The organism is Microcoleus sp. S13_B4 (assembly GCF_036700885.1).
Taxonomy (GTDB): domain Bacteria; phylum Cyanobacteriota; class Cyanobacteriia; order Cyanobacteriales; family Microcoleaceae; genus Microcoleus.
In genome coordinates this window covers 2,926-28,588 of the sequence record NZ_JAUBPU010000055.1, presented here as the reverse complement: position 1 = coordinate 28,588, position 25,663 = coordinate 2,926, and the positions used below count along the sequence as shown (strand labels likewise).

General features: G+C 46.5%; 14 protein-coding genes. 8 read left to right on the top strand and 6 right to left on the bottom strand.

Annotated elements, in window-relative coordinates; all coding sequences use genetic code 11:
• The first annotated feature begins 461 nt into the window (after positions 1-461).
• The gene (locus tag QT994_RS22015) at positions 462-2,498 is read left to right on the top strand and encodes an iron uptake porin (RefSeq protein WP_333178137.1); all 2,037 of its coding nucleotides are present in this window, start codon (positions 462-464) and stop codon (positions 2,496-2,498) included.
• Between the two features lie 177 nt (positions 2,499-2,675).
• Here the strand turns inward: QT994_RS22015 and QT994_RS22010 are convergent, their stop codons facing one another.
• Positions 2,676-3,929: an FIST N-terminal domain-containing protein gene (locus QT994_RS22010; protein ID WP_333178134.1), complete on the bottom strand. Its 1,254-nt coding sequence runs from the start codon at positions 3,927-3,929 to the stop codon at positions 2,676-2,678.
• 741 nt (positions 3,930-4,670) lie between these two features.
• On the opposite strand from QT994_RS22010, the gene QT994_RS22005 reads away from it, so the two are divergent.
• The 5 genes from QT994_RS22005 to QT994_RS21985 all read left to right on the top strand — a co-directional run bounded on the left by QT994_RS22005 (position 4,671) and on the right by QT994_RS21985 (position 8,945).
• A complete protein-coding gene (locus QT994_RS22005) occupies positions 4,671-4,907 on the top strand; it encodes a Calvin cycle protein CP12 (protein ID WP_333045631.1) in 237 nt (78 codons plus the stop codon).
• Positions 4,908-5,310: 403 nt separating this feature from the next.
• A complete protein-coding gene (locus tag QT994_RS22000) occupies positions 5,311-5,931 on the top strand; it encodes a DUF3177 family protein (protein WP_333045632.1) in 621 nt (206 codons plus the stop codon).
• 270 nt (positions 5,932-6,201) lie between these two features.
• Positions 6,202-7,656, top strand: coding sequence for a hypothetical protein (locus QT994_RS21995; RefSeq protein ID WP_445243934.1), 1,455 nt, complete (start codon positions 6,202-6,204; stop codon positions 7,654-7,656).
• Positions 7,657-8,170: 514 nt separating this feature from the next.
• Entirely contained in the window at positions 8,171-8,452 is a 282-nt protein-coding gene (locus tag QT994_RS21990) for a peptidoglycan-binding domain-containing protein (RefSeq protein ID WP_333045634.1), read from the top strand.
• Between the two features lie 220 nt (positions 8,453-8,672).
• On the top strand, positions 8,673-8,945 hold the full coding sequence (locus tag QT994_RS21985) for a peptidoglycan-binding domain-containing protein (protein WP_333178128.1): 273 nt from the start codon (positions 8,673-8,675) through the stop codon (positions 8,943-8,945).
• 48 nt (positions 8,946-8,993) lie between these two features.
• On the opposite strand, the gene QT994_RS21980 is transcribed toward QT994_RS21985, so the two are convergent.
• Both QT994_RS21980 and QT994_RS21975 read right to left on the bottom strand, forming a co-directional pair.
• A complete protein-coding gene (locus tag QT994_RS21980; protein WP_333178125.1) occupies positions 8,994-12,389 on the bottom strand; it encodes an ATP-binding protein in 3,396 nt (1,131 codons plus the stop codon).
• A 360-nt stretch (positions 12,390-12,749) separates the two neighbouring features.
• Positions 12,750-13,055, bottom strand: a complete 306-nt coding sequence (locus QT994_RS21975; RefSeq protein WP_333178123.1) for a hypothetical protein — start codon at positions 13,053-13,055, stop codon at positions 12,750-12,752.
• Between the two features lie 406 nt (positions 13,056-13,461).
• On the opposite strand from QT994_RS21975, the gene QT994_RS21970 reads away from it, so the two are divergent.
• The gene (locus tag QT994_RS21970; protein WP_006635886.1) at positions 13,462-13,761 is read left to right on the top strand and encodes a DUF7734 family protein; all 300 of its coding nucleotides are present in this window, start codon (positions 13,462-13,464) and stop codon (positions 13,759-13,761) included.
• Positions 13,762-13,852: 91 nt separating this feature from the next.
• On the opposite strand, the gene atpC is transcribed toward QT994_RS21970, so the two are convergent.
• From atpC to QT994_RS21955, 3 genes are all read right to left on the bottom strand, one after another.
• A complete protein-coding gene (atpC, locus tag QT994_RS21965; RefSeq protein WP_006635885.1) occupies positions 13,853-14,260 on the bottom strand; it encodes an ATP synthase F1 subunit epsilon in 408 nt (135 codons plus the stop codon).
• Between the two features lie 141 nt (positions 14,261-14,401).
• Entirely contained in the window at positions 14,402-15,859 is a 1,458-nt protein-coding gene (atpD, locus tag QT994_RS21960) for a F0F1 ATP synthase subunit beta (RefSeq protein ID WP_333045638.1), read from the bottom strand.
• 132 nt (positions 15,860-15,991) lie between these two features.
• Positions 15,992-17,074: a PEP-CTERM sorting domain-containing protein gene (locus QT994_RS21955; protein WP_333178121.1), complete on the bottom strand. Its 1,083-nt coding sequence runs from the start codon at positions 17,072-17,074 to the stop codon at positions 15,992-15,994.
• A gap of 917 nt (positions 17,075-17,991) precedes the next feature.
• Between QT994_RS21955 and QT994_RS21950 the strand changes: the two genes are divergently transcribed.
• Positions 17,992-25,663, top strand: a 7,672-nt coding sequence (locus QT994_RS21950; RefSeq protein ID WP_333178118.1) for a two-partner secretion domain-containing protein, incomplete at its 3' end; no start/stop codon positions are given.

Genomic DNA, 25,663 nt, shown 5'->3' with positions numbered 1-25,663 from the left:
TCGCGACGTTTAAAGTTAGGTTAAAAAGCTTGACATTATAGGATATAAAGCTGTATAAGGGATGCGACAAGCAGCCACAATCCTACCTATAACTGTCTGTTAAGTCTGGCGTACCCGAGGACTCGGGGCAGTTATCAGTTAGAGGGAGATTGTGGTCGAACCCGTAGAACCAGTGGTCGATCACCTGCAGAGCAACTCAAGCAAATCTGGCGATCGAGAGATGAAATTAGCAGGTGATGGTATAATCAACCGTAAGGTAATGTGGGCTTGACCTGAATTGATGCCTGGGCGGTACAAGGGCCCAGCCCGCTACGTTCAAGCAGAAGTAGACACGCCTACTGTGAATCAACAGTTATGGATAGGTTCTATTTTGGCAGTTATTGTCAACAGGCAAGCAAACACAAAAATTAGCAGTTGGGAATTGCTGCTCGAGTTGAATAGAGTGTGAAGGTGTGAGGAAAATGAATAGAACTTTGTGGAATTTACTCCTAGTATCCCCGGCAATTCTGGGGCTACCATCAGTCATCAGTGTCGCTGCGATCGCAGCAGAAGCTCCAGCAACCGCTGAAGCCAACCAGCTAGCTACAACTCAGTCATCTGAGTCAAAAATTGCAGAAATAGTTGGAGAACCAGTTGCAGCAGCTCCTGCTGCCCCAGAAAAGCTGGCTTTAAACAGCAGCGACGAAGTGGCCCAAACCCCGGTCGCCAACTCCGCAGACGCTGAAAAACTGGCATCAATTGAACCAGACACCAGCGCAGCAGCACAGCCAACCACAGGGAGCGACATCGAGTCAGCAGCCCCAAGCGCTCCCGCCAGCACAGCGACAGCCACTGAACCCCTGGCGGCTGCGGACACAGCCGCACCCTCGCCCCAAGCATCAGACTTGGCAGTGCAAAGCAGCCAGACAGAAGTTGCTGGGAAAATTGAAGCGCCAGCAGTCGCCAGCACCCCCGCAACTACCCCAGCTACTAAGGTAGAAATTGCTCAGACAGCGCCCGCGGGAATGGGCGGCCCGATCGTCCCTGTGGCTCCCCAAGCGCTTCCGGCTCAACCATCCGGAACCATGTCCCAGGTGACATCTGTCTCTCAGCTCTCTGACGTGCGACCGACAGATTGGGCATTCCAAGCCCTGCAATCGCTAGTCGAACGCTACAGTTGTATCGTAGGTTATCCCGACGGCACCTACCGCGGCAACCGCGCCCTGACTCGCTACGAATTTGCAGCCGGCGTCAACGCTTGCTTAGACAACATAACCAAACTCATTGGGTCAACAGGTAACTTGGTTACCAAAGATGACTTAGCCATCGTGCAACGCCTGCAAGAAGAATTTGCAGCCGAACTCGCTACCCTACGCGGACGAGTAGACGGCCTAGAAGCTCGCACCGCAGAACTCGAAGCCAACCAGTTCTCCACCACCACCAAATTGGCTGGAGAAGCCGTTTTTGCCGTTAGCGACACCTTCAGCGGAGATGGTTTCAGCCTTGAGGACGACAAAACTGTCACCAACTTCGGCTACCGGGTGCGCTTGAACTTATTGACCAGCTTCACCGGTCGAGACTTGCTCAGAACCCGCTTGCAAGCAAACAACGTCGCCAACTACTCAGCAGCAACCGCTACGGGTACTAACATGGCTCGCCTAGCCTTTGATGGGGGTGATAACAGCCAATTCTCGCTAGACGAGGTGTACTATCGTTTCCCGGTCGGTGCCGCTACAGTCTTTGTCGGTCCTAAAGGACTTGACCTGGATGAAATTGCAGACACGGTAACACCCTTTAACTCTACGGGTACTGGTGCAATTTCCAGATTTGGAGTTCGTAACCCGGCCGTATTCCGCGGGCCGCAGGGAGCTGGCGCAGGTGTGACTTTCAACTTGGGCCCCCTCCGAGCTACTGGGGGCTATCTTGCCGGCGACGGCGATGCTCCCAACCCCGCAAACGGCAGGGGCGTTGCCGACGGTTCTTTCAGCGCTCTGGGTCAGATCGGCTTTTTTAGCAAACCGTTTGATTTGGCCTTCACTTACACCCACAAATACAATCGCGCAGGCGATGTTGGCATCATGGGCGGCACCGGCAGTTCTTTGGCTAACCGGCCCTTCGGTCAAGCACCCACTCAAGCAGATAACTATGGCGTGCAAGTTAACTTCAAACCCAGCAGTCGCTTTCAGATTGGCGGTTGGTACGGTTATACGAAGGCTGAGCAACTGCGGGGGGGCGGCAATGACGCTACCATCCAGAATGGTGCTCTCACTTTGGCCCTGGCAGATTTTGGCCGGCAAGGCAACCTCCTCGGTTTTGTCTTCGGTGTACCGCCAAAAGTTACCGAGAGCGATGTCGCCAGAAATCGCAACACCTCTTATCACTTAGAGGGTTTCTATCGCTTCCAAGTCAATGACTTTATTTCGGTGACACCGGGCGTTTACGTGATTTTGAATCCCGAACACAACAACAGAAACGACGATATCTGGGTCGGACTCCTGCGTACAACCTTTAGTTTCTAAGGTTCCCAAATATCTACTCACAAGTAAAAGCGGCAGGCGACTGCCGCTTTTATTTATTGGTCATCAGTCGATCGATTTTAGATTTTAGATTTTAGATTTTAGATTTTAGATTTTAGATCTTCAATTGTTAACAGTTAACAGTGATCAGTCAACAGTCAACACTCAACAGTTCACAAATTATGAATTTTGGCGGCAAATCCCGAATACCGAGGTGTAGCCGTGCAGAAACGTGCTGCCGCCGACGGGGCCGATTTCGCCGTTGCAGAAAAAGCCGCTCAGGGGGATGTTTTTGAGGTATCGACCAAACAGTCGGGAGTCAAAGTTCGACTGGCCGTAAAGCCCTTCACCGCGCCCCAGACAAGAGAACATCAATGCGCCGGCGCTAGATGTACCGCTGTACTCGGCAGCCCGCTGATAGCGATCGAGCAGCATTTCTAGGTCTTCTGCGGAGGTGCGCGCGTCCCGCAGGTGAAATTGGATGCGCTGTCCGGGACGGACTCGATCGCCGATCGCAATTGCCCCCACTTTCGGATCTACTCCCAACAGATTGCGGATTAAAAAATCTCCAGGCTCTAATGTCAGCTTGAATTCATCGCTGACTAAGCCTACAAATAACGAGTGCTGAGCTAATTCTCGGTCTTCTTCGCTCAAAGTTTGAACTAACTCTCGCAAAGCCTCTAAGGGCGATCGCTCGATGCCCCCGTTGCCGCTATCGTCGGTTTGTTCTTCGAGCTTCAGCAAAATATTCCGCTCTCCTTCCGTCACCCGATAAGGATGCCCGATCGGCCTACAGCCTTGAGCTACGATCGTTTCCAAAACTATATTGCCACTCAAAGCTACGCCAACCGTCCCTTCTCGGTAAAGCTGATAGTCGCAAAACAGCGCCGCGCCCCTGCCCGCACCGTCCCCCCCGGCGAGTCCCCCTACCTTTGCCGCGCCCGGATAGGCATAATCTAGCCCTTGGAGCAAATCGTTAATTTTTGCGGAAAAGGGGTCGGCCAAGATGATGAACTGCGGTTCTTCCTGGGCCGGCACGCCCAAGAGATCCACCCAAGTATCCGGGGGACTGTCTAAGTCCGGCAGTTCTTCTGCACCGACGTGAAAAGTTCTGACATTTACTCCCGGCAAGCGCGCCAGACTGAGGCTGACTGCGGGAGATCCCTCGACTTCTTCGGTGAGGCCGCCCCGGTTCGTGCCGATGACTCCTCCCCCACCGCAGCCCAGAATCGCGGGCACTGGCAGCAGTTCTCGGAGTAAGGGCATCAGCCGAGAATACTCGCTGGCAAAGGCAGACGAGATAAATATCAGCGCTAAATCAGCCGGGCCTTCTAGGTCGCGATCGGCTTGTTCTACAACTTCTTTGAGCGCTGATTCCAAAGACGGACGGGTTGATAAAGCGCTGACCCACTGCATTTGGTTTTGGGTGTACATAAGGCGAACTTCTCTATAAAACTATCTCTATACATTAGGCTAACCGGAACTGGCCGCTGGGGGGACGGTATTCTTGGGCGATCGATTCCCCCTCGATTGCCCTTCTTGTGTTAACATAAGTTAACATGACTGTCCCATTAATCTGTTTAGTGTTAAATGCCGTGTTCAGTTAAATCTTAAAAGATAAAGCTCAATACAGTTTGACACACCAACCTCGTGTAATGTTTTCATCAAAAGTAAGGTCAGCCCGACCTACATTGATGCCTCTGGACTCTTCCCCCGCCAACGGGGTAGGGTAAAGCAGGAAGTAGAGAGGGGCTGTGATCGCAGTTATGGATGGTTTCTATCTGGCCTGCTCCAACAGCAGCGCATCTCAAGCTATTATTAGCTGGGGTCGCCAGACCGAAACAGCACATCCAACCCAAACTAACATCCAAAAAGAAAACCTTTCTTACTTAATAAGGTCAACGACCCAGGTCTAAAGACACGCTCGCTTCGAGCCTAAGACTTAAACCACAGTTGACCAGCCTAAGACTTTAGAGGTCTACGTTTTTTGAGTGATGACACCAAGCGGATGCTTAGCTAGTCCCTTGGTCTGTCGTTAACGGTTAAACATCTTTATTTGGGTTAAGGACGTGCCGTTAGCCGAACAAGCTCACTAAACAAAGGGGCGTGCTAACATTACCTAGAAATAGGTCGGGGACAACCATATTCTCCTACACATTCATACCAACAAGCTTTATGACAACAACACCCGCAAGCAACATCCAAGAACAAATTGAAGAAGAACTAGAAAGCGCTCGTACCGTCTGTGACCTCAAGGGCGCCACTTCCGGGGAATGCGCGGCGGCGTGGGACGCAGTTGAAGAACTGCAAGCAGAAGCTTCCCACCAAAAGCAAGTCAAACCTAAGAATTCTTTTGAAAAATTTTGCGACGACAATCCTGACGCTGCTGAGTGCCGCATCTACGAGGAATAAACGAGCCATTTAGCTCTATGCCTTCTCTCCCGCGCCGAAATCTAACTTTTGGCGCGGGAGAATTTTATTTTTGGGGTTGAGCCTTGAAATAATGGCGAGATTTGCCCTCTATCCCAATACGGTTAAAATCAGCCAGCTTCTCCCCACTCCCCGAACCAAGGGGGACAATAATTTGCTCTGGTGCGCCTTGGTTCGGGGGATGGGAAGGCGAGATTCGAGGAATAAACAGTTTTAACTCAAGCGTATTGCCGTCTATCGTGTCTCAAGTACCCTTCAAAGCGCGCCAAGTACCTTAGAAAAAATAGCAGCAACTAAAACATTAAGACCCTGTTCTGGTTGCTGCTATTTTTTAGCATTTTTGTAGTAAAATTTGTGACAAATAAGTGAGTATATTTTCCCAAAGATGTTGAGTCTTTTATTGGCAGCCACCGGGCCTTGGTTTCAACCGCTAGTCTGGATGGATTATCGGTTGTCTGTGTTATTAACAATTTCGATCCCGCTGGTAGTGCTGATTTGGGCTGTTGTGGCAAAAGCTGAGGCGATCGTCCGTTTGTCGATTATTTATTGGCGAGTGGCGAGTTTGCTGGCAATTACACTTTACCTGATGATGGCTGCGCTGCCTGTGAGTTTTGTATCGTCGGTGATTGGGAGGGCCTTAATTCCCGCTAGTCTGTGGTTTTGGGAAGATTTAAACGAAGAAATTGCCGATCGACCGCAGTCGCCCCTGAAACTGGCTTTTACAGCTTGGCGGTGGGCGATTACTGTTTACAGCGGTTTGGGCGCACTAGCTCAACTTCCCTTCTTAAGCTGTGCCTTTAAATCTCAAATTCAGGTAATTGATGAACCTTTTTGCCGCGTTTGGTTAGATCCACCTTGGCTGTACAAACAAATGTTTCACCCTGCGGCAAACCCTCAATTTTTGGGATTGTTGGGTCTGATAGGTTTAGCAATCTATGTAATTTACTTGTCATATTTTGTGCTAATTAGACTAGGAAAACAGGGGAGGTCAGCTACCGGAAATTAAGTTGAGTTTAAGTTAGTATTTCCCTCCTAAATGGCAGCGAATGTCTTCAACAAAAAACTCAAAAATCCCCAACAAAAAAAGCCGGGGCGGATCTAGGGAAAAATTAAGCTAACAGCAGGGTAGATGACGTGAAGTTGCCCAAAAACGGATACAAGCCGCCGACTCCTGTCGTGGGGATCTAAAAATTTTAGACTAAAGTAGAAGCTTCCAGATTCATCTGTGGAGTACATCTAAAATCTAAAATCTAAAATCCAAAATCGACTGACAGCAATGTTACTGGGAAAGACTGTGATGGATAGCAAACAAGCCTACTTACAGTGCTTAGAAAGGCTAATTTGGGCCCTCGATCGCCTGGAAGCAAAAGTCGAACCAAGTGAAGTCGCTCGGATTGCCGAACTGATTGTTCAGCCGATGATGGGGCCCTGGCGGTTTTTTCACACTCCCGAACATATTTTTGAGGTGGGGGGAGATGAAGACGCGATCGAGGTTTTGGCAGCTTTATTTCACGATACCGTCTACGTGCAAGTCGATCGCAGCATTAACTTTAACGTCAGCTACTACATCACTCCTGTTGCAAAAGAGGTTAACAAACAACTACAAATTCGAGATAAATCTGAACTGTCTGCGGATGCTACCTTCGAGATGGTAATGCTGGTATTCAATTTTGTACCGGGCGAAGTCCTCAATCCTTTCGCCGGACAAAACGAATTTCTCAGCGCTGTCGTAGCAGCAAAAGCTTTAGAACCATTTCTCAAACGCGAGCAATTGCTTCAAATAGCAGGCTGCATTGAAGCAACAATTCCGTTTCGCGCCCCCGAGTCCGGAGTAACAGTAAGCCAGCGCCTTTATGACCGCTTGCAAGCAATAAATAGCCGATTTAACCTCAGTTTGACTGATGAGGAAATACGGGAAACGGTCAAAAAAGCTGTGCGAATTTCTAACCGGGATGTGATGAGTTTTGCTCACCATAGTTCAGCCCATTTTTTGGCAAATACCTGGAATTTACTGCCGGAAACCAATCACAATCTCATCTGCTGCGGTTTTTACACGATTCGCGACTACCGAGTTGCTTTGGTGAAGATGGAAGGTTTTCTGAATTATCTCAAGCCAGAGATGATTTTCCGGCAGTTTGAGGGATATCCAGACGATCGCACGTATCAGCGCTGGGAAACTACTGCTAAGTCCAATCTCGAAATTGCCAAGCTTTATTTGGGGTGCAAACTGCCTGCTCTAGCCCTGCTAGAAGCTCTTTCTTCGGGTTTGGGAATCGATGTTTCTCTGGCGATGATGATGGGAGGAATTCCGGATCAATCTCCTAACTGCGTACGCCTGGAAAGCTTTTTCCCACAGCTAGAAAAACCTTATCAACCTAAAATTGGTTTAGAAGCGGAAGTATTAAATTTATTAGAAAATGGGCGGGCTAAAAGCACTTCTAAAACCGATTTGGAGAACTCGCCGTTAACAACGTTTGTGGTCAAAATTGTTGGCTTTGACGAAATGCGCTATCAGTGCGATCGAGCTAAGGAATTTTTTCTACAAAATCTCGACGCTGACGACTTTATTTCCGACTTTAACCCGAGCGTTACAGAAATTGTCATTGATTCAATTCTCAAGTTGTTTGACAGCCGGAAATCTACTATCTACCGATACTACGATATCACTTCTAAGTTAAAGTCCCAACCCCTGACCCATTTTCCCGATCGCCCTTTTCGCTCAAATGGTTAACTAGCTTTAAATACAGTATTTTACGGCCTCTAAATAAAAAACTATTACTCAGCTTATACAAGAGTGGAGCGATTGCACCGTGACACGATTGATTGACTCGCTTTCTCTACGTCAATCAGCCTATCCATCCCGACACCAACAGTCGTACAGGTAAGTAGGTAGACGGAATTTAACCGCATAATGTAACACTATGTAAACAGGTTTAAGTCCGCCAGTAGAGAGCCTGTGGAGACTTGGCCCTCGTTTACATAGGGTCGTTTTTATGCGCCGACTTACTTATGGTGTGGGGCTGGTGGCAAAGATGCTAAAAGTTGATAAAAAATGGAAATTCGCTGCTGTTTGCCTTTGACAATTACTTTGTACACAAGGGATTTTATAGCGGGCTGTCACTCATCTGAGTTACCCCAGAAAAGCGTCACTATAAAAAGCGACTGTTAAAGCACTTCCCCCCACAGTTACAACTGGGGAATAGCAAGTTCAAACGGCTTGCCAACCACTAATCCCCAATCAAACCATGCAAACCACAAATTCAATTTACGCTCAATTGCCTCTTTGCTCTTCACTGCCCACACTGCAACGAAATAATAGTACCACTGCCAATCAAAACGTGCGCTATCTCCAACAATCCTTAGTTAAAAAGGGATATCCCGTCGCAACTGATGGATTCTTCGGCCCAAAAACCGAACAAGCAGTCATCAAATTTCAAAAGGACAATAAGATTGGTGTTGATGGCATTGTCGGTTCTCAAACTTGGAGTCTATTAGGCGCTTGTTATACAGGTGAACCCGGATGTTAAATCCAAGTTAACTAATCCTAGGCACACGGGTAGCAAGAAACTGGGTTTTTTCACAGCAATACTTCCTTTACTCCCCCAGAAACGCTAAAAAATCTGATGGTAGAGCGAAGCCGAAACCTCGTTTCTGCCCGTCCAAAGTGCATTCAGGACTTTAATTAACATTTTTTCTGTGCTGCCCTGCTTTTAAACAACTTGCAAACAACCACTGGAGAATCAAACCATGCAAACCACAAACGCAATTCACATGGAAATACCTTCCTGCCGTTATTTTCCCCTACTCAAACGCAACGATGGCGTCACCCAAAATGAGGACGTTCGCTACCTTCAGCGGCTCTTGCACGCCAACGGATTTTCCGTAAATACTGATGGAGGATTCGGTCCGAAAACCGAACAAGCGGTCATCAATTTTCAAAAGCAACAAAAAATCGTTGCTGATGGCATTGTCGGTTCTAAAACTTGGAATAAATTGGGCGTTTGTACAACTATATTTTAAAGTTTGTGCAACCATCTTTTAAAGAGAGTAGGGCGTGCAGTGCGCGCCCTATTTCTCCGTCGAAGTTTCCACCCCACACCACCCATCGGGCGCTCCGTACATTCGATACTTGCGAGCTCGTTTGAAATACAGCATGGCTACCCGATCGTCTGGATTGATTTGTAAAATATTCTGAAATACTTTTTGGGCGGCAACAAATTTTTGCTCGTAGTAAAAATTGAGAGCTTCTTGAAAAATTTCCGCAGTTTGCTGCTTGAGTACAATGCTCTGCTCTGTTTCTGTATCGTAAATTTCAAACACTGACACAGCATTTGTCTTTCCTTTCACCGTTACTCGATCGACAAATCTGTACTTATATTTTTCTGGATCGTCTAGGCGATCAATAATTGCACCGCTAACTAGAATTCCCGAGCCGTAAACCTTAGTCAATCCTTCCAAACGAGAGGCGAGATTCACCGCATCAGCAATCACGGTACTTTCCATTCGTTCTCGCTCGCCAATTGTACCCAACATCAAATTGCCCGCGTGCAAACCGACGCCGATCGCGATCGGACACAAACCATTTTTTTCTCGCTGCTGGTTATAAATATTCACTTCTTTTTGCATATCAATTGCTGCCCGCACGCCATCAGATGGAGATGTAGGAAAGAGTGCCATGACTGCATCCCCAATGTATTTGTCAATAAACCCGTTATTTTTCCTAATTGCAGGGCTAACCCTTCCCAAGTAAGTGTTAATAAATGCGAAATTTTCAGGCGGTGTCATATTTTCCGAAAGCGCCGTAAACGAGCGAATATCCGCAAACAGCACCGTCATATTTCTTTCCTGATTTTCGCCTAGTTTTACTTCAATAATACTCGGCTTTTCCAGCAAGTTTAGAAAATCGTGTGGCACAAACCTGCCGTAGGCTGCATTCAGTTTTGCTAGGCGAATTTGCGTATTAATTCTCGCCAACAATTCCTTTTTGATAAAAGGTTTAGTTACATAATCATTTGCTTCTAAGTTAAAAGCTTCTACCAAATCGGTAGTTTGATTTTTAGCCGTCAGCATCAGAATCGGCATTTCTAAAGGCGAGTATTTTTTGCGAACTTCTCGACACACTTCATAACCAGTCATCTGCGGCATCATTACGTCGAGTAAAATTAAGTTGGGCTTAAATCCTGATTTAATTAAATTTAAAGCTTCTAAGCCGTTGCTCGCTTGAGTTATCTCGTAGTTTTCTAGAGAAAGACTGTTGATAATGACATGAATATTAATCGGCTCATCATCAACTACTAAAATTTTTATTTTTTCACTTTCTAGCGACTCGCTATTAGCGAATACCTGAGAATTTATTATAGATGATTCGGGGGTAAATTCAGGAGTGATTAAAATGCAGGATTCTTCGGTTAAACCCGGCTGTCTGCTGCTAAATTCCGGCTGACTCTCAGATACGGGCAAAGTAAAGGTGAATTGGGAACCGACGCCTACAGTTGAAGATACCCAAATTTTACCTCCGTGTAATTCCACTAATTGCTTGGCAACAGTTAGCCCTAAACCCGTTCCGCCATATTCTCTAGCAGTGGAACCGTCAGCTTGTTCAAAGGATTCAAAAATTCGCTCTAATTTATCTTCCGGGATGCCAATACCAGTGTCAGATACAGTAATGGCTAATTGAGAGTTAGGAGGTGATTGTGCATTGCCCGTTACCAATTCTGCTGAAATTTCAATTGTGCCACCTTCGGTAAATTTAATCGCATTGCCGATTAAGTTGTAAAGTATTTGCTGCAAGCGATTCTCGTCGGCTGCTATTGACGGCAATTCAGAAGTGACTGAGTTAATCAACTGCAAGTTTCTTTTGCCTACTAATGGCTGAGACAAAGTGAGAATTACCGAGACTATTTCTCGAATACCGACGGACTTAATTTGGAGTTCTATAGTTTTGTGTTTGAGCTGAGAAAAGTCCAGAAGATCGTTAATTAAAGAAGATAATCTTTTGCCCGATGAGGAAATCAAAGCTAAGTTAAAATTTGTTGAGTCGGGTAGTTGTCCAGTAGCACCGTCTATTAAAGATTCTGCAATCCCAATAATGCCATTGAGGGGAGTGCGGAGTTCGTGGGAAGTATTGGCTAAGAATTCGTCTTTTAGTTTGTCTAGTCGCTGCAATTCGGTATTTTTAGTTTCTAAGGCAGTAAAAGATGTTTGCAGTTGTGTTGCCATGCTGTTAAAAGCAGCGGCAAGTACGCCCAACTCGTCGGAGCGATCGAGCTTTACAGTTTTGTCAAATTGTCCTTCAGACAAAGCTATTGCTGCATCTTTTAATTTTAAAATAGGTTTGATAATCCAGCCAGAAGTGAGGATTCCTAGCACAGTTGCCATGCCTAAAGCTGCCAGACATAGTAACACTGTAGTTCGGTTGCCGGCATGGATTTGTTCCATAAAGTCGGCTTCGGGAACGACGACAACAATTAGCAAATCTAAAGCTTTGCCGTCTTGGAATGGCAGGACTTTTAAAAATTGCTGCTGGCCTTTTATCTCAAAATTTATTGACTGCGCTTTGGTAATTTGGCGCAAGTTGTGAAAGTGAATTTCTAAATATTTAGCTGTAGTTTGTGTTACTGGATCGCTGCTTTCTGTCACTTTAAACAGTTCTTTTTTACCGTTTTGGGTGCGGAAAGGTTTTTCGGGTGTGGAAGTTGCCAGCAGGGTGCCGTTTCTTTCAATAATAAAAGTTTGACCGGATTTGCCTATTTTGAGGCTGTTTAAAAATTGACCGATACTGTCGAGACGCAAAGCAGCAATTAATACTCCTTCTAGCTGTTTCTGGGTGTTGTAAACTGGTTGCAGCGCGCTGATGATCAATGTGGGTTCTAGTAAGGATATATAAACTGAACTCCAAGTTGGTTTGGCTTCTAGAGCCGCATAGGTGTACGAAGGGTGCTGTCGGATGTCGAAGTTTTTGAATGACGCTACTACTGTCGTGCGATCGCCCCTATCATTAGTATTGTAAGAATAAAAATCAAAACCTGTAGATGGGCCCGATGCGTTAATCAATAAAGTGCCGTTCGACATCTTTTCGCCGGTGCGATATTCTCCATCTTGATTGGCGATCGACGTAAAATTGATATAAGGATATAATTGCACTTGTCGCCACAGATACTTTTCCCAAGCTGACAAGTCTTTCATGTTCACAAAACCCAGTTTAACTGCATCTAGCTTGCTTTGATTGATTTGGTGCGGAGTTTGCAGATAAGTTCTCAAATTTTGCTCTATCCGATTGCTCACCTCCCCCATCAACTGATCTGCAAGGTCATTCACTGCTCTTTGAGAGTTCCTAAATGATAAGTATCCCACAATACCTACCGCTGCAAATACTTGCAATACAAACGGAACTATGAGTACAGTTTGGATGGTCGCTTTTCCTAAAAGTTTGGCCACCAAGCGCTTGAGAGAAAGAGTGGACATAACATTAATTTAGCTTGAAATACACAGTTAATACTCGGAGCGAAGATTGACCGCTGGTAAGCATTCTCAACCATTTTGTACTTACACAAAACTTACGCAAGGAAAGCCGAATTCTTGGTTTCTTCGTGAATCGCTGTCCAACCTGAGATTTTTCAGAGAAACTGAGTTTATTTCTCGCATACTTTTCCGCAGTATATTCGAGTTTGAACTCAAAAGCAGCTCACTCGACGGCGTATTTTTCAGGAAAACTCCCAATTTTGGGGTCGAATGCTTCAGCCTGAATGTATTATGACTGAGGTCAGGTACAAAAAACTGGATAAACACATAAAAATTTCTACCGTCAGCTTAATGCTACTTTTACTACTTTTCATCCAAAGCTTCTATCCCCGACCATCCTTCTGCCACTTCATACATTCGATTCTTCAGAGAGCGCTTGCAGTAAATTGCTGCTAACTTCTTTTGAAGATGTCTTTCGCAAATCTTATTGAATATTTTTGGCGCTTTAGTAAAACTTTGCTCAAAATAAAGCTCCCGACCTCGTTGAAATTCAGTAGCAGTTTCCTGTTTGAGTTCAATGCTTTGTTTTGTTTCTGCATCATAAATTTTAAACACCGACACGGCAGATTTTTTGCCTTTTACTGTGACTCGATCGACAAATAGGCACATATATTTTTCTCGATCGCCCAAACGCTATAAAATTGAGTCACTAACTAGAATTACCGCCGCGTCAACAGTTATTTATTAGCTGGGAGTGGCAACTTACCAGAGCTACTCTCAAGCAAAAAACTAGCATAAATAGCAGCGTATATCCCAAGCCAAACGCCGTTCAATAAAAATTGGACGGGACAACGATAATTGAAACCTAGTCTTTCTCTGGCTCATAAAATATCGAAAAAGTAGGTTTTGCCGGATGAAAATGTTGCAAATGTTTTTTACAGGATTGATATTATGTCCGCTTACTTCCTGCTGTTAATAAAGGTCGAATTAAAAATAAAAAATTAGCTATCTGTCGCTGAAACTAGCCGCAAAATTAAGCTATATTGTAGCAGATTTCAGGAAAGTGAGATTTGCTATGGCTGACTCTATTGCTCGTCGCTTGGAACAATACACGGTAAAACGATCGCACGAAGTTTTAATCGTCAAGGCCCAAATTGACGGCGAATTCGATGAAATTGCTATTTTTAAAGGCTTTTCTAGCTCCCTGACGCGATCGACCGCTTTCGATCCCGAGGTTCCTGTTTTGCCGGAGGAAGCAAAAATTGTCAGTGTCGATCGCGTAGAGAGCCCCTACAATCCAAATAACCCCCGCTATCTTCAGCAGGGGTTATCTTGGGAAACAATGCAATCTCTATTGTCCGAGGCCGGAGTTTAGCAAAACATTAGGGACACAACGTGATAAAAACAGCAGGGACACAACAATGTTGTGTCCCTACTACAAAAGCACTATGTCCCTAGCCTTAGAGCTAAAGCGTGCCACCGGCAGCTTGGAAACGAGCTCTCGCGCGTTTGATTGCTTGCTTAGCTTGAATTTGCTCTTGCAAAGTGCCGCTAGTAGCCTTTTCCAAACGAGCTTCTGCTTCGGTGTAAGCAGTACGAGCAGCTTCTTTATCAATGGTTTCGCCTTTTTCAGCGCCGTTGACAAGAATAGTAACTTTGTTTTCTTGGATTTCTGCAAAGCCACCCATCAGAGCAATAGACACCCATTCCTTGCCAGGACGGACGCGCATCACTCCGGTATCCAAAGCCGTCAACATTGGAGCGTGACCGCTCAAGATACCCAGTTGGCCTGTGGTGCTCGGCAGAATTACTTCTTCAGCATTAGAATCCCAAACAGTTTTGTCTGGGGCCACTACGCGCACAGTTAATGTCATAAATTGTCAGTTGTCGGTTGTCAGTTGTCAGTTGTCAGTTATCAGTTGTCAGTTATCAGTTGTCAGTTGTCAGTTGTTACCAATAACAAATAACTAATAACGACTGACTACTGACTACTGACTACTAACTAATGACTAAAATTACTTGGCGTCAGCTTTCATTTTTTCAGCTTTGGCGATCGCCTCGTTGATATCGCCCACCAAATAGAAAGCTTGTTCTGGTAACTCATCAAGTTCACCAGCGAGAATCATCTGGAAGCCCTTAATGGTATCTGCCAGCTTGACATACTTGCCGGGGGAACCGGTGAACACTTCGGCCACAAAGAACGGTTGAGACAAGAACCGTTCAATTTTGCGAGCGCGAGAAACGGTCAAGCGGTCATCTTCCGACAGCTCGTCCAAGCCCAAAATTGCAATAATGTCTTGCAATTCCTTATAGCGTTGCAGAGTAGACTGCACCTGACGAGCAACACCATAGTGCTCTTCGCCGACAACGCTAACTTGCAACATCGTAGACGTAGAATCCAGCGGGTCAACCGCAGGATAAATCCCCTTCGCAGCCAAACCGCGAGACAACACAGTTGTAGCGTCCAAGTGAGCAAAAGTCGTAGCAGGTGCGGGGTCAGTCAAGTCATCCGCAGGTACGTACACAGCTTGAACCGAAGTAATCGAACCTTCGGTAGTCGAAGTAATCCGTTCTTGCAAGTCGCCCATGTCTGTACCGAGAGTCGGCTGATATCCCACAGCAGAAGGCATCCGACCCAACAGAGCCGATACCTCAGAACCCGCTTGCACAAACCGGAAGATATTGTCAATGAACAGCAGCACGTCTTGCTTGCTGACATCGCGGAAGTATTCGGCCATCGCCAGAGCCGACAGGCCCACGCGCATCCGAGCACCAGGTGGCTCGTTCATTTGACCGTAAACCAGAGCAATTTTTGACTTGCTGCGGTCTTCTTCGTTAATAACCCCCGACTCGATCATTTCTTTGTAGAGGTCATTACCTTCGCGGGTGCGCTCGCCCACACCACCGAACACGGACACGCCGCCGTGAGCCTTGGCGATGTTGTTCACGAGTTCCATCATAATCACGGTTTTGCCGACGCCTGCGCCACCGAACAAACCGATTTTGCCGCCGCGACGGTAGGGCGCCAGCAGGTCAATCACCTTGATCCCAGTTTCAAACACCGAAGGCTTGGTTTCCAGTTCGGTGAAAGCCGGCGGGTTGCGGTGGATGGGCATACTTTCGGAAGTATTGACCGGGCCGAGGTTGTCTACGGGTTGACCGATGACGTTAAAAATCCGGCCGAGAGTTGGGATTCCGACGGGAACTTGGATCGCTTCCCCGGTATCTACTACTTCCATGCCACGCACCAAGCCGTCGGTGGTACTCATGGAAACGGCGCGCACTTGGCTGTCTCCGAGCAGTTGTTGAACTTCGCAGGTAACGGCAATCTCTTGACCTGCTTCGTTTTTGCCGGAAATCGTGAGAGCGTTATAGATTTGGGGCAGTTTGCCGCCTGGGAATTTTACGTCTACAACCGGCCCAATGATTTGGGTGATGTAGCCTACGTTCGTTTTTGTTGCGGTGGATACCATGAATAGTGCCTTTGTTAGGATGCTATTTTTCCCGTTATGGAAAAAGTCTTAACATTTAGAAATGCTATTCCTCAGATTACCACTGAACAGACGCACTATTTAGATTTGTATGGGGCTGGTTAAGAGTCTTTTTTATCGTTGCTGCCCTCGCTTTTTTTTCCTGCGAGCTGCAGCCAAAGCCCCAAGCCCCATCATAGTCCCGAACACTGTGACTGGTTCGGGGACTGGTTCGGGGACTGGTTCGGGGACTGGTTGGGGAACTGGTTGGGGAACTGGTTCGGGGACTGGTTGGGGAACTGGTTGGGGGACTGGTTGGGGGACTGGTTCGGGGACTGGTTGGGGAACTGGTTGGGGGACTGGTTGGGGGACTGACTGAGCCGACACGGTGAAGTCTTTGAAGTCAAGCCCGGTTTTTGGTTTGGCATCGTCGAAGGAGATTTTTGTGCCCTTAGCCAGTTCGGCGATTGTGAGGGATGAAAATTGCTCTGGGCCTTTACCGCCGTTGATGTTTGCAAATGAGTCGCTGGAGTTGTTGTCGAGCCTAAAGTTACCAAACACAGCAAGCTGACATCCCGCCACCAGACATTCATCTCTTCGGAACTGGGTGCCGGCGGCCCACCATTGGGGGCTGTTCATGAAGGTACTCGACGATACGTATTGCTCCAAAGGCTTGCCGGTACCTGTGTCACTCCACAGCAGCAGGGCATAAGTTTGAGCCTTCAAAAATCTGAAGGTTTGGGTGATGGAGCCGTTTTCGGAGGTGACTGCGTTGCCGAACGTTGCTTCCCAGTTGTTGGCCGAGCCGTTATCTGAGGGTTTAGTCTCGTTAAACAGGTTGGTGATGTTGGTGTAGCCATTGTTTCCTGACTGAGCTTGGGCCACCCACAAGCTGGACTGGTAAGGGCTGTGAGATTGGTCGAAGGTAAAGTTTATATTGGTATCTTCATCGAACTGGATGCCGGCAGTGCCAAACATGAAAGCTCTGACGGGCGTGCAGATGCTGAGCAACATTGTGGTTGCCAAGCTGGCGACTGTAAAAGATGTTTTTTTGACTAGCATTAAAGTAGTCATAACCCTGATTCCTCCAGTATTGTTACGTAGTAAGGCGCAAAATGCCGTGTTGCCGTGACGCGAATCGACGATCGCGAGCCTGCGATATTTAGGACGATCGTCAAACCTAAAGAAGAGGCTCCACACCAGTGAATCTACATACATATCTCACTTAAGGGTGTTTGGGAGTAAATGAGTGCTTCTTCTCAGAGTTTTCACTGACACCAGATTGCCACAGTTTAATCTGTAACAGCAATATTTTCACCCTGTCTATAGTTGCAACCTACTACATTTACTTCGTTTCGGTCACTGTCTAAGGCTGAGTGCAAGGCTTGCAAATATGGGCTTTCAACAAAAATACATAAAAAATTTTACTCAGGTTTTGTGAAGTTTTGGTAAAGATAATCTAAAACTTATAAAGTTTCTGATAAAAGTTAGGCAGTTCGCCCAGTTGGCACTCAAAGCGGGCTGCAAGCTGCTCGCCCGGTGCAGAAGACGGTAGCGGTCGCGATTAGGGATTTGAGCGAGTTTTTTGGCACTAGAAGCAAGCGGAAGAATAGGCTATCGATACCTACGTAATTTTGACTAACATTCCGAGTTTTTTAAACCCCTAACCCTCGCATTCCGCGCCATATTTTCACCAACAGTTCCGGACGCATTAACCCGGTTTTTTAAGGTAATTGCTTCATGTAAGCAGTGAAAGTGGAAACAAGAAACCAAGTTTCATCGCTCGCCCCGCACCTGAATACATGATGGACACAGCATTACCCTGTCCCTACCCCATATCTGTACTTCACTTAACTCAAAACCGCTAAGTAGGTGGTTACAAATAAACATTAAATGGGGGAGGACGGGTGAGAACATTTATTTACTCGCTGATATCTCGTGATCCTCACGCTTTCCCCTAAAATATCCTATGGTTTTGTGCCATTACCTACTTATAAATACATACATTTCCTTTAGCTTCCCCTCCTAATTATTCAGGAATCAAAAATAGGGCTACCTATTGACATGAGGATTTTTTAGGAGTAACAATAGGATAGATAAATACGATCGCACTTTAAGCACAAGTTTTAAACACAATGACCCCCAACAGACTACATTTGCTCGGATGGTTATTCATGGTTGCCTGGGTGAGTGCAGCGGCGGGTTCGGCCAACGCGCAACCCATCGCCCCGGCACCAGACGGCACTAACACAGTTGTTACTCCCAACGGCAACCGCTACGACATTTCCGGGGGTTCTGTCAGCGGAGATAAAGCTAATCTTTTTCACAGTTTTACTCAGTTTGGCCTCAGCGAAGGTCAAACGGCGAACTTTCTGACAAATCCGAATATTCAAAATATTTTGGGAAGGATTACTGGGGGTAATCCTTCTTTAATAAATGGCTTAATTCAAGTTACGGGGGGCAATTCCAATTTATTTTTGATGAATCCTGCCGGCATGATTTTTGGGCCGAATGCCAGTCTGAACGTGCCTGGATCTTTTAATGCTACTACGGCGACAGGGATTGGTTTTGGGAACAATCAGTGGTTTAGTGCGATCGGCAATAACAATTGGGCCACTTTAATTGGGATGCCGAATAGTTTTGCGTTTACAAATTTGCCAGGGGGAAGCATTGTTAATGCAGGCAATCTGACGGTGACACCAGGTCAAAGTTTAAGTTTAGTAGGAGGTACGGTTGTCAATACTGGTCAGCTAAATGCGCCTAGCGGCAATATTCTCATTAGCGCCGTACCGGGTAACAATTTGGTGCGAATTAGTCAAGCTGGAAATTTATTGAGCTTGGATATTCAGCCGACAGCAAATCAAAGTTCGCTGCCAAACAATTGGACGCAGCCAGTGTTATCTTTGCCGGAGTTGCTGACTGGACAAGGTGTGGCACAGGCGACGGGTTTGACGGTAAATCCCAATGGCGAAGTTGTGTTGACGGGGAATGCTGCAGTGCTTGTAACTGCGGGAACTGCGATCGCATCCGGCAGTATCAATGTCTCTGGCAACACTGGCGGTACTGTAAATATTTTAGGCGACAAAGTAGGAGTTATTGCAGGCAAGATAGATGCTTCTGGGGTTAACGGCGGCGGTAATGTACTGATTGGCGGAGATTATCAGGGTTTGGGGACGGTGCCCAATGCTTTGCGGACTTTTGTTAGCAGGGACTCGACGATTAATGCTGATGCTGTTAGTAACGGGAATGGCGGGCGAGTCATAGTTTGGGCTGATGAAACTACTCGTTTTAATGGCAATATTACGGCCAGAGGTGGCTTGTTTTCTGGTAATGGCGGCTTTGCGGAAGTGTCTGGAAAGCAATCGCTGGATTTTCAAGGATTAGTTGATTTGCGCTCGACCTTTGGCATTGCTGGAACTTTATTGTTAGATCCTACTGATATTACTATTAGCACTGGTGCGGATGCAGGCGGCACATTAGGGGGAGTATTTACGCCCTCTCCGGCGGCTGCGCCTACTTCTACAATCAATAATGGGACGCTGCAAAATCAACTAAATTTGGGAAATGTCACTATTTCTACTGCCTCGACTGCTCCGAGTGCAGGTAATATTACAGTTAGTGCTCCCGTTGCTTGGAATAAGAGTAATTCTCTGACGCTGAATGCTAATAATAATATTAATGTTAGTTTGGGGGCCGATATCACAACTCAGGGAGGCAATGTCACTCTGAATGCTGATAGTGATAATTCAAACGGTGGTAATCTGACGCTCAATTCGACGATTAATACAAACGGGGGCAGTTTCCAGGGTATTGGTCGAGGTAATGGTTCCAATGGAAATGGAATCGTTCTTGGTGGCACAATTAATGCCGGAGGTGGGTCTATTAACTTGGACGGCAGCGGAGCAAACGTGACATTCGGAACCAGTAACGGTATTATTATAAATAACGCCCTAGTACAAACTACGGGAAGTGGAAATATTACTCTCAATGGAACTGGCCAGAACGGAACATTAGTGGGAAATGAAGGTATTGTTGTTACAGGCGGATCTAAGGTGACTTCAACCAATGGAAATATCACCCTGACTGGCACAGGTAACGGAACTAAAAGCGGTAACAACGGGATTAACATTAATACCACCAGCACAGTAGAATCGATCGGAACAGGGAGTATTACTTTCAACGGTACTGGCGGAAACGGGACTTTTAATAATCGAGGGATATCTATTACCACCAACAGTACAGTGCGATCGGCTGGGGGAAATGTCAACCTCACTGGTAACGGTGCTGGAACTTTAACCAACAACTTCGGCGTTACCATAGATACCGCTACAGTGCAGTCAACTTCGGGGAATGGGACTATCACCATCACCGGGACAGGGGGAAATGGGACGAGTGGCAATTCAGGGATATATATTAGTCCTAGTGGTATCGTAAAATCGCCGAATGGAGATATCGCCCTGACTGGAACAGGTAACGGCAGCGTGGGCAACAACGTGGGCATTTTGATGTCAGGCGTGCTGGAATCCACTGGCACCGGAAATGTGACTCTGAGCGGTGTTGGTGGCAAGGGGACTGATGGCAATCAAGGGATATCAGTTGGGGCGGGCACAGTGAAAGCGCTCTCTGGAAATGTCAGTCTGACTGGTACTGGTGGCGGGACTGGGTTTGCCAACGAGGGTATATATGTAGATAGTGCCGCTACAATCCAAAGCGCAGCCTTGGGAAAGGTGACGTTGACGGGTACGGGCAGTGCAGGGACAGGCACTAATTCCGGGATCTGGCTCAATTCAGGCACCGTACAAGCACAGAATGGAGATATTGCTTTAATTGGTACCGGTGTAGCGACATCATCTAGCAGCTACGGCATTAACTTCGGCACGGGCACGCCGATAACCGTGCAAGCTACGGGAACGGGCAATATTAGCCTCACGGGAAGTGCTAATAACAATTCTATTCCACTTAATCTCACGGGCGGTGTGATTAACGCGACTTTAGGCGGCAATGTCACTTTGACGGGCGATGAAATTCAACTGTCAGGAACAAGTCAAGTTAATGGTATTGGGACTATTCAGTTGCAACCGCTTACTCCCACTTTAGATATTAATGTTGGCGGTAATATCACGGACGCTCGTTTGAATCTCAACCAGGTGGAACTCGATACGTTAAAAGGTTTTTCGCAAATGGTTATTGGGCGGGCGGATGGGACGGGGGCGATCGCAATTGACCCCGCTGGCGTTCAGTTCAACGACCCGAAGACAGCGACGACAATTCAGCCTCCAACTGGTACGGGGTCGATCGCAGTTAACGGGCCAATTACAGCCAATGGTGATATTACATTTAACGGAGCTACTTCTCTAAGCGCAGACGTTACTACAAGCGATAAAAATATTACTTTCAACAGCCCTGTTACCGTCGCAAATAAAGTCAATATCAACACAGGTGCAGGTGCCGGCAACATTCTTTTCCAAGAAACTGTCGATGGGACAACTACTAACACTAACAGTCAAGATTTGACTCTAGCAGCAGGTAGTGGCAATATTACATTTGGTAGAGATGCCGGCAGCCCTACTCCTCTAGGCAACCTCAAAATTAACAGTGCGGGCAACGTACAAACAAAGGCAATTACAGCCGCCAGTATTACTCAAAAAGTTCCTGCTACGGGTGCTGTCACTATCTCAGGTGATTTGACCGCCACTAATGGTGACATAAGTTTTATAAATCGTGTTGATGTCAATAATGTATCCACAAATAATGTTTCTTTTACCGCGAATAAACCTGGTACAACAGGTCTGGAAACCGGCAGGATTACTTTAAATAATGGATTTGTAGCGGGTAGCAACAGCCTCACCATTACCTCAGATCAAATTGATATAACCGGCCTTTCCTCGTCGGGTACGGGCGATCTGGTACTTCAACCCTTTAGGCCTGGCTTAAAGATCGCACTTGGGGTCACACCAGATCGACCTGACTCCTTGGACATGACTGGGCTATTCAATGGCCTGGCCGATGGCTTTAAATCGATCACGATTGGGCGGACAGACAGCACCGGCGCAATTACCATCGAGTCGCCTCTCACATTCCAAGATCCCGTGACAATTCGCTCTCCACAAGGGGCTGGATCGATCGCAATTTTGCCTGGTGGGACTCTCACTGGACTTGATAACGCTTCGATTGCACTGACAGCGAATCAAAACATCACCGCCGGCAACATAACTACGTCGGGTTCGGGAGATATCACCCTCACTAGCAACATCGGTACGATCGCACTCAATGGGCCGATTACCACAATCGATAAAAACATCACTTTCAACGGGCCTGTTACGCTTCAAAATAATGTTTTGGTTGACACAGGTGCAGTCGGTGCTGGCAATATTCTTTTCAGCAAAACCGTCAACGGTACAACTGCTAACAATCAAAATCTCACTCTCACAGCCGGTACTGGTAATATTATATTTGGTGGAGAAGTCGGCAATCCAATTGCGATCGGCAATCTCCAGATCAATAATGCTACCGACGTACAAACCGCGGCAATTACAGCCAACAGTATTAATCTTACAGCTACTGGTAAAACGACCTTAAACGGCGCAGTCACAACCTATGGTGCAGGTGGCATTAACTTGAATGTCGCAGATTTGGCGATCGACAATCCAGTCACAACGCTAAATAATGGAACTTTTAAAGTCAATAATAGTGGCGACTTGAATATTGCTACTGGGGCAAATCTAGTGCTGGATGGAGAATTTACTCAAAGCGGTACGGGCAAGCTCAATATAGCATCCAATATTACAACTACTAACGATAATATTACTTTCAACAGTCCTGTTACTCTGAGAAATGATGTTTCTTTCAACACAGGTGCAGGTGCTGGCGATATTATTTTTAACAATAAAGTTGACAGCACCACTGCTAACAGTCCAACTCTCACTTTAACAGCGGGTACTGGTAATATTACATTCACAACAGGTGCGATCGGTAATAGTACAATTCCATTCGGTGCGATAACTGCCAACAGTAGTGGCACGACTAGCTTCGCGAGCAGTGTCAATGCCCAAAGTTTAACAACTGACGCAGGTGGCACAACTAAACTTAATGGCAATGTCACTACCACTGGCGCTCAAACTTATGGAGATGCAGTTGCAATTGCCAACAATCCGATTCTCGCAGGCAGCGACATTACTTTCAATAATACTGTAGACGGCACCAGCGATTTGACGGTGAAGGCGGTTAGCGGTAATGTTAGCTTCAATGGTGCAGTTGGTGCTGCAAGTGCGATCGGCAATTTAACAGCTAATTCTACAGGCACAACCGCATTTAATCAAACAGTCAATGCCGCGAGTTTGACTACAGATGCTGGCGGTACAACTCAACTCAATGGCAATGTGACTACAATTGGCAGTCAAACCTACGGAGATGCTGTCACTGTTGCCAATAATCCGATTCTTTCAGGTGACAGCATTACTTTCAATAATACTGTTGATGGTAGCAGCGATTTGACGGTGAAGGCGGCTAGCGGTAATCTTACCTTCAAAAGTGCGATCGGCGAAACAACTCCTCTCACAAGTTTAACTGCCAACAGCAAAATATCTTTAGGCGGCAATGTGACTACAACCGGCAGTCAAACTTATGCAGATGCAGTGACTGTTGCCCCAAACTCGGTGTTTTCAGGCAGCGACATTACTTTCAACAAGACAGTTGACGTAGCTGGCAATCTCGGTATTGCGGCTGATAATGTTAATCTCAAAGGAACTGTAACAACTACTAATGACGGCACGCTCACAATTACCAATAAGGTGAATCTCAATATTGAGAAAAACGTGAACTTAGACGGTGCATTTCTTCAAAATGGCGGGGGAACTGTTGCGGTTAGCGGAAATATCACCACAACTAATGATAACATTAGTTTTAGCAATCCAGTGACATTAAAAGCTCCTGTAAATTTTACAGTGGGAGATGCAACAATAGCTTTCGGTTCTACTTTATCGGCAGGTAGTAACCCGCTGAATTTAACAGCCGGTGAAATTGATTTTTCCGGGAATGTTTCTGGTACGGATGCGTTAACGCTACAACCCGCAACAGCAGGACAAAATATTGCTCTGGGTGGAATTGATAACAATACTAGCGCTTTAGATTTGACTGCATCGGAACTTAATTTGATTCAAAATGGATTTAGCTCGATCGCGATCGGGCGATCGGATAGCACCGCCAAGGTTAGCATACCCTACAATCTCACCTTTTTAGACCCCGTAAGTATTCAAGGGGGAACTGGTGCGATCGCACTTGATGGCACTCTAACCGGAAATGACAACAGCAGCATTACTCTCAATGCCTCTACAATTAATTTGAATTATGGCATCAATACCAATAAAAATCCGATCGCCCTTAACGGTAATGTCCAACTCGGCAACGATATTAATCTCAGGACTGGCGGCGGAGATATTAAGATAATTGGTGCGATTGACGGCAATCACTTGTTGAACTTAGCTGCCGCGACAGGCAATGTGCTGGTACAAGGAAATATCGGCGAAACAACGCCATTATCTGTTGTGAATGTTACTGGATCGAATGCGGAATTTATTGGAAATATTAAAAGCAATTCTGGTTTTAACATTACGGCTTTAAATACTAAATTAGGCGGTAATATTACGACTAATAACGGCAACATTAATATTAGCAATGCTTTGGTTTTGACAAAGTATGCGGTATTTAGTACCGCAGGGGGAAATATTGCCTTTGGAGGTGCGATCGACAGTGACAGCATTAATGCCCGCAACTTAACTCTAGCCTCCGGTAGTGGCAGCATCACTTTCAACGGTGCGGTGGGGGCCACCAGCAAGTTAGGAAATCTTGCGATCGAAAATGCTGGCAATGTGACAGGAAGCTCGACAATTAACGCGCAACAATTGACAGCACCAAACACGGAAAAAGTCAATTTATCGGGAGATGTCACCGCCGCCAAAGTCGATATTACTGCCAAGGGCGATATAAGTGTTAAAAATATTACTACTAATGGCGGAGAAATTCTATTTACAACCGGGAACAATTTCACAGCAGGCAATTTGAATACATCGGGAAACAGTGGCGGTAACATAACTGTTAAGGCGATAACTTCAATTACGGCGGGACAAATTAACTCTAGCGGTATAGTCGGAAATGCCGGCAATGTGTTCTTAGATCCGATCGGCGATATTCAAGTAGAGTTTATCAATGCCCAAGGCGGTAGTGGCGGCACCGGTGGCGATGTCACAGCAATAACAGGCAATTTTTTCCGCGCTACGGGTACTTTTTCAACACCACTTTCGCCGACAGGATTTGCTAGCATTTCTACTGCTGGCGGCACAGGTGGCGGAAATATCGCAATTACACACGCTGGGGGAGATGGAGGGACGCCGATTCAACCGTTTGTGGTGGGGGATGCTGCTAGCAACGGTACGGCGGGTGCAATTACAACGGGACAATCTATCATTACATCGCAGTCGTTTCCGCGTTCTAGTAGTGTTGGTAATATTGTGTTTTCGACTGATGACGCGATCGACCCGACGCCAACGCCAACTCCAGTAGTAACTCCAACTCCCACTCCAAGTGTCACTCCAACTCCGGTAGTAACTCCAACTCCCACTCCAAGTGTCACTCCAACTCCGCTAGTAACTCCAACTCCCACTCCAGTTGTCACCCCAACTCCGCTAGTAACTCCAACTCCCACTCCAGTTGTCACTCCAACTCCCACTCCAGTTGTCACTCCAACTCCGGTAGTAACTCCAACTCCCACTCCAAGTGTCACTCCAACTCCGCTAGTAACTCCAACTCCCA

Coding starts and splice junctions, on each gene's coding strand:
- QT994_RS22015 (WP_333178137.1), top strand. CDS start 462: ATGAATAGAACTTTGTGGAATTTACTCCTAGTATCCCCGGCAATTCTG.
- QT994_RS22010 (WP_333178134.1), bottom strand. CDS start 3,929: ATGTACACCCAAAACCAAATGCAGTGGGTCAGCGCTTTATCAACCCGT.
- QT994_RS22005 (WP_333045631.1), top strand. CDS start 4,671: ATGACAACAACACCCGCAAGCAACATCCAAGAACAAATTGAAGAAGAA.
- QT994_RS22000 (WP_333045632.1), top strand. CDS start 5,311: ATGTTGAGTCTTTTATTGGCAGCCACCGGGCCTTGGTTTCAACCGCTA.
- QT994_RS21995 (WP_445243934.1), top strand. CDS start 6,202: ATGTTACTGGGAAAGACTGTGATGGATAGCAAACAAGCCTACTTACAG.
- QT994_RS21990 (WP_333045634.1), top strand. CDS start 8,171: ATGCAAACCACAAATTCAATTTACGCTCAATTGCCTCTTTGCTCTTCA.
- QT994_RS21985 (WP_333178128.1), top strand. CDS start 8,673: ATGCAAACCACAAACGCAATTCACATGGAAATACCTTCCTGCCGTTAT.
- QT994_RS21980 (WP_333178125.1), bottom strand. CDS start 12,389: ATGTCCACTCTTTCTCTCAAGCGCTTGGTGGCCAAACTTTTAGGAAAA.
- QT994_RS21975 (WP_333178123.1), bottom strand. CDS start 13,055: ATGTGCCTATTTGTCGATCGAGTCACAGTAAAAGGCAAAAAATCTGCC.
- QT994_RS21970 (WP_006635886.1), top strand. CDS start 13,462: ATGGCTGACTCTATTGCTCGTCGCTTGGAACAATACACGGTAAAACGA.
- atpC (WP_006635885.1), bottom strand. CDS start 14,260: ATGACATTAACTGTGCGCGTAGTGGCCCCAGACAAAACTGTTTGGGAT.
- atpD (WP_333045638.1), bottom strand. CDS start 15,859: ATGGTATCCACCGCAACAAAAACGAACGTAGGCTACATCACCCAAATC.
- QT994_RS21955 (WP_333178121.1), bottom strand. CDS start 17,074: ATGTATGTAGATTCACTGGTGTGGAGCCTCTTCTTTAGGTTTGACGAT.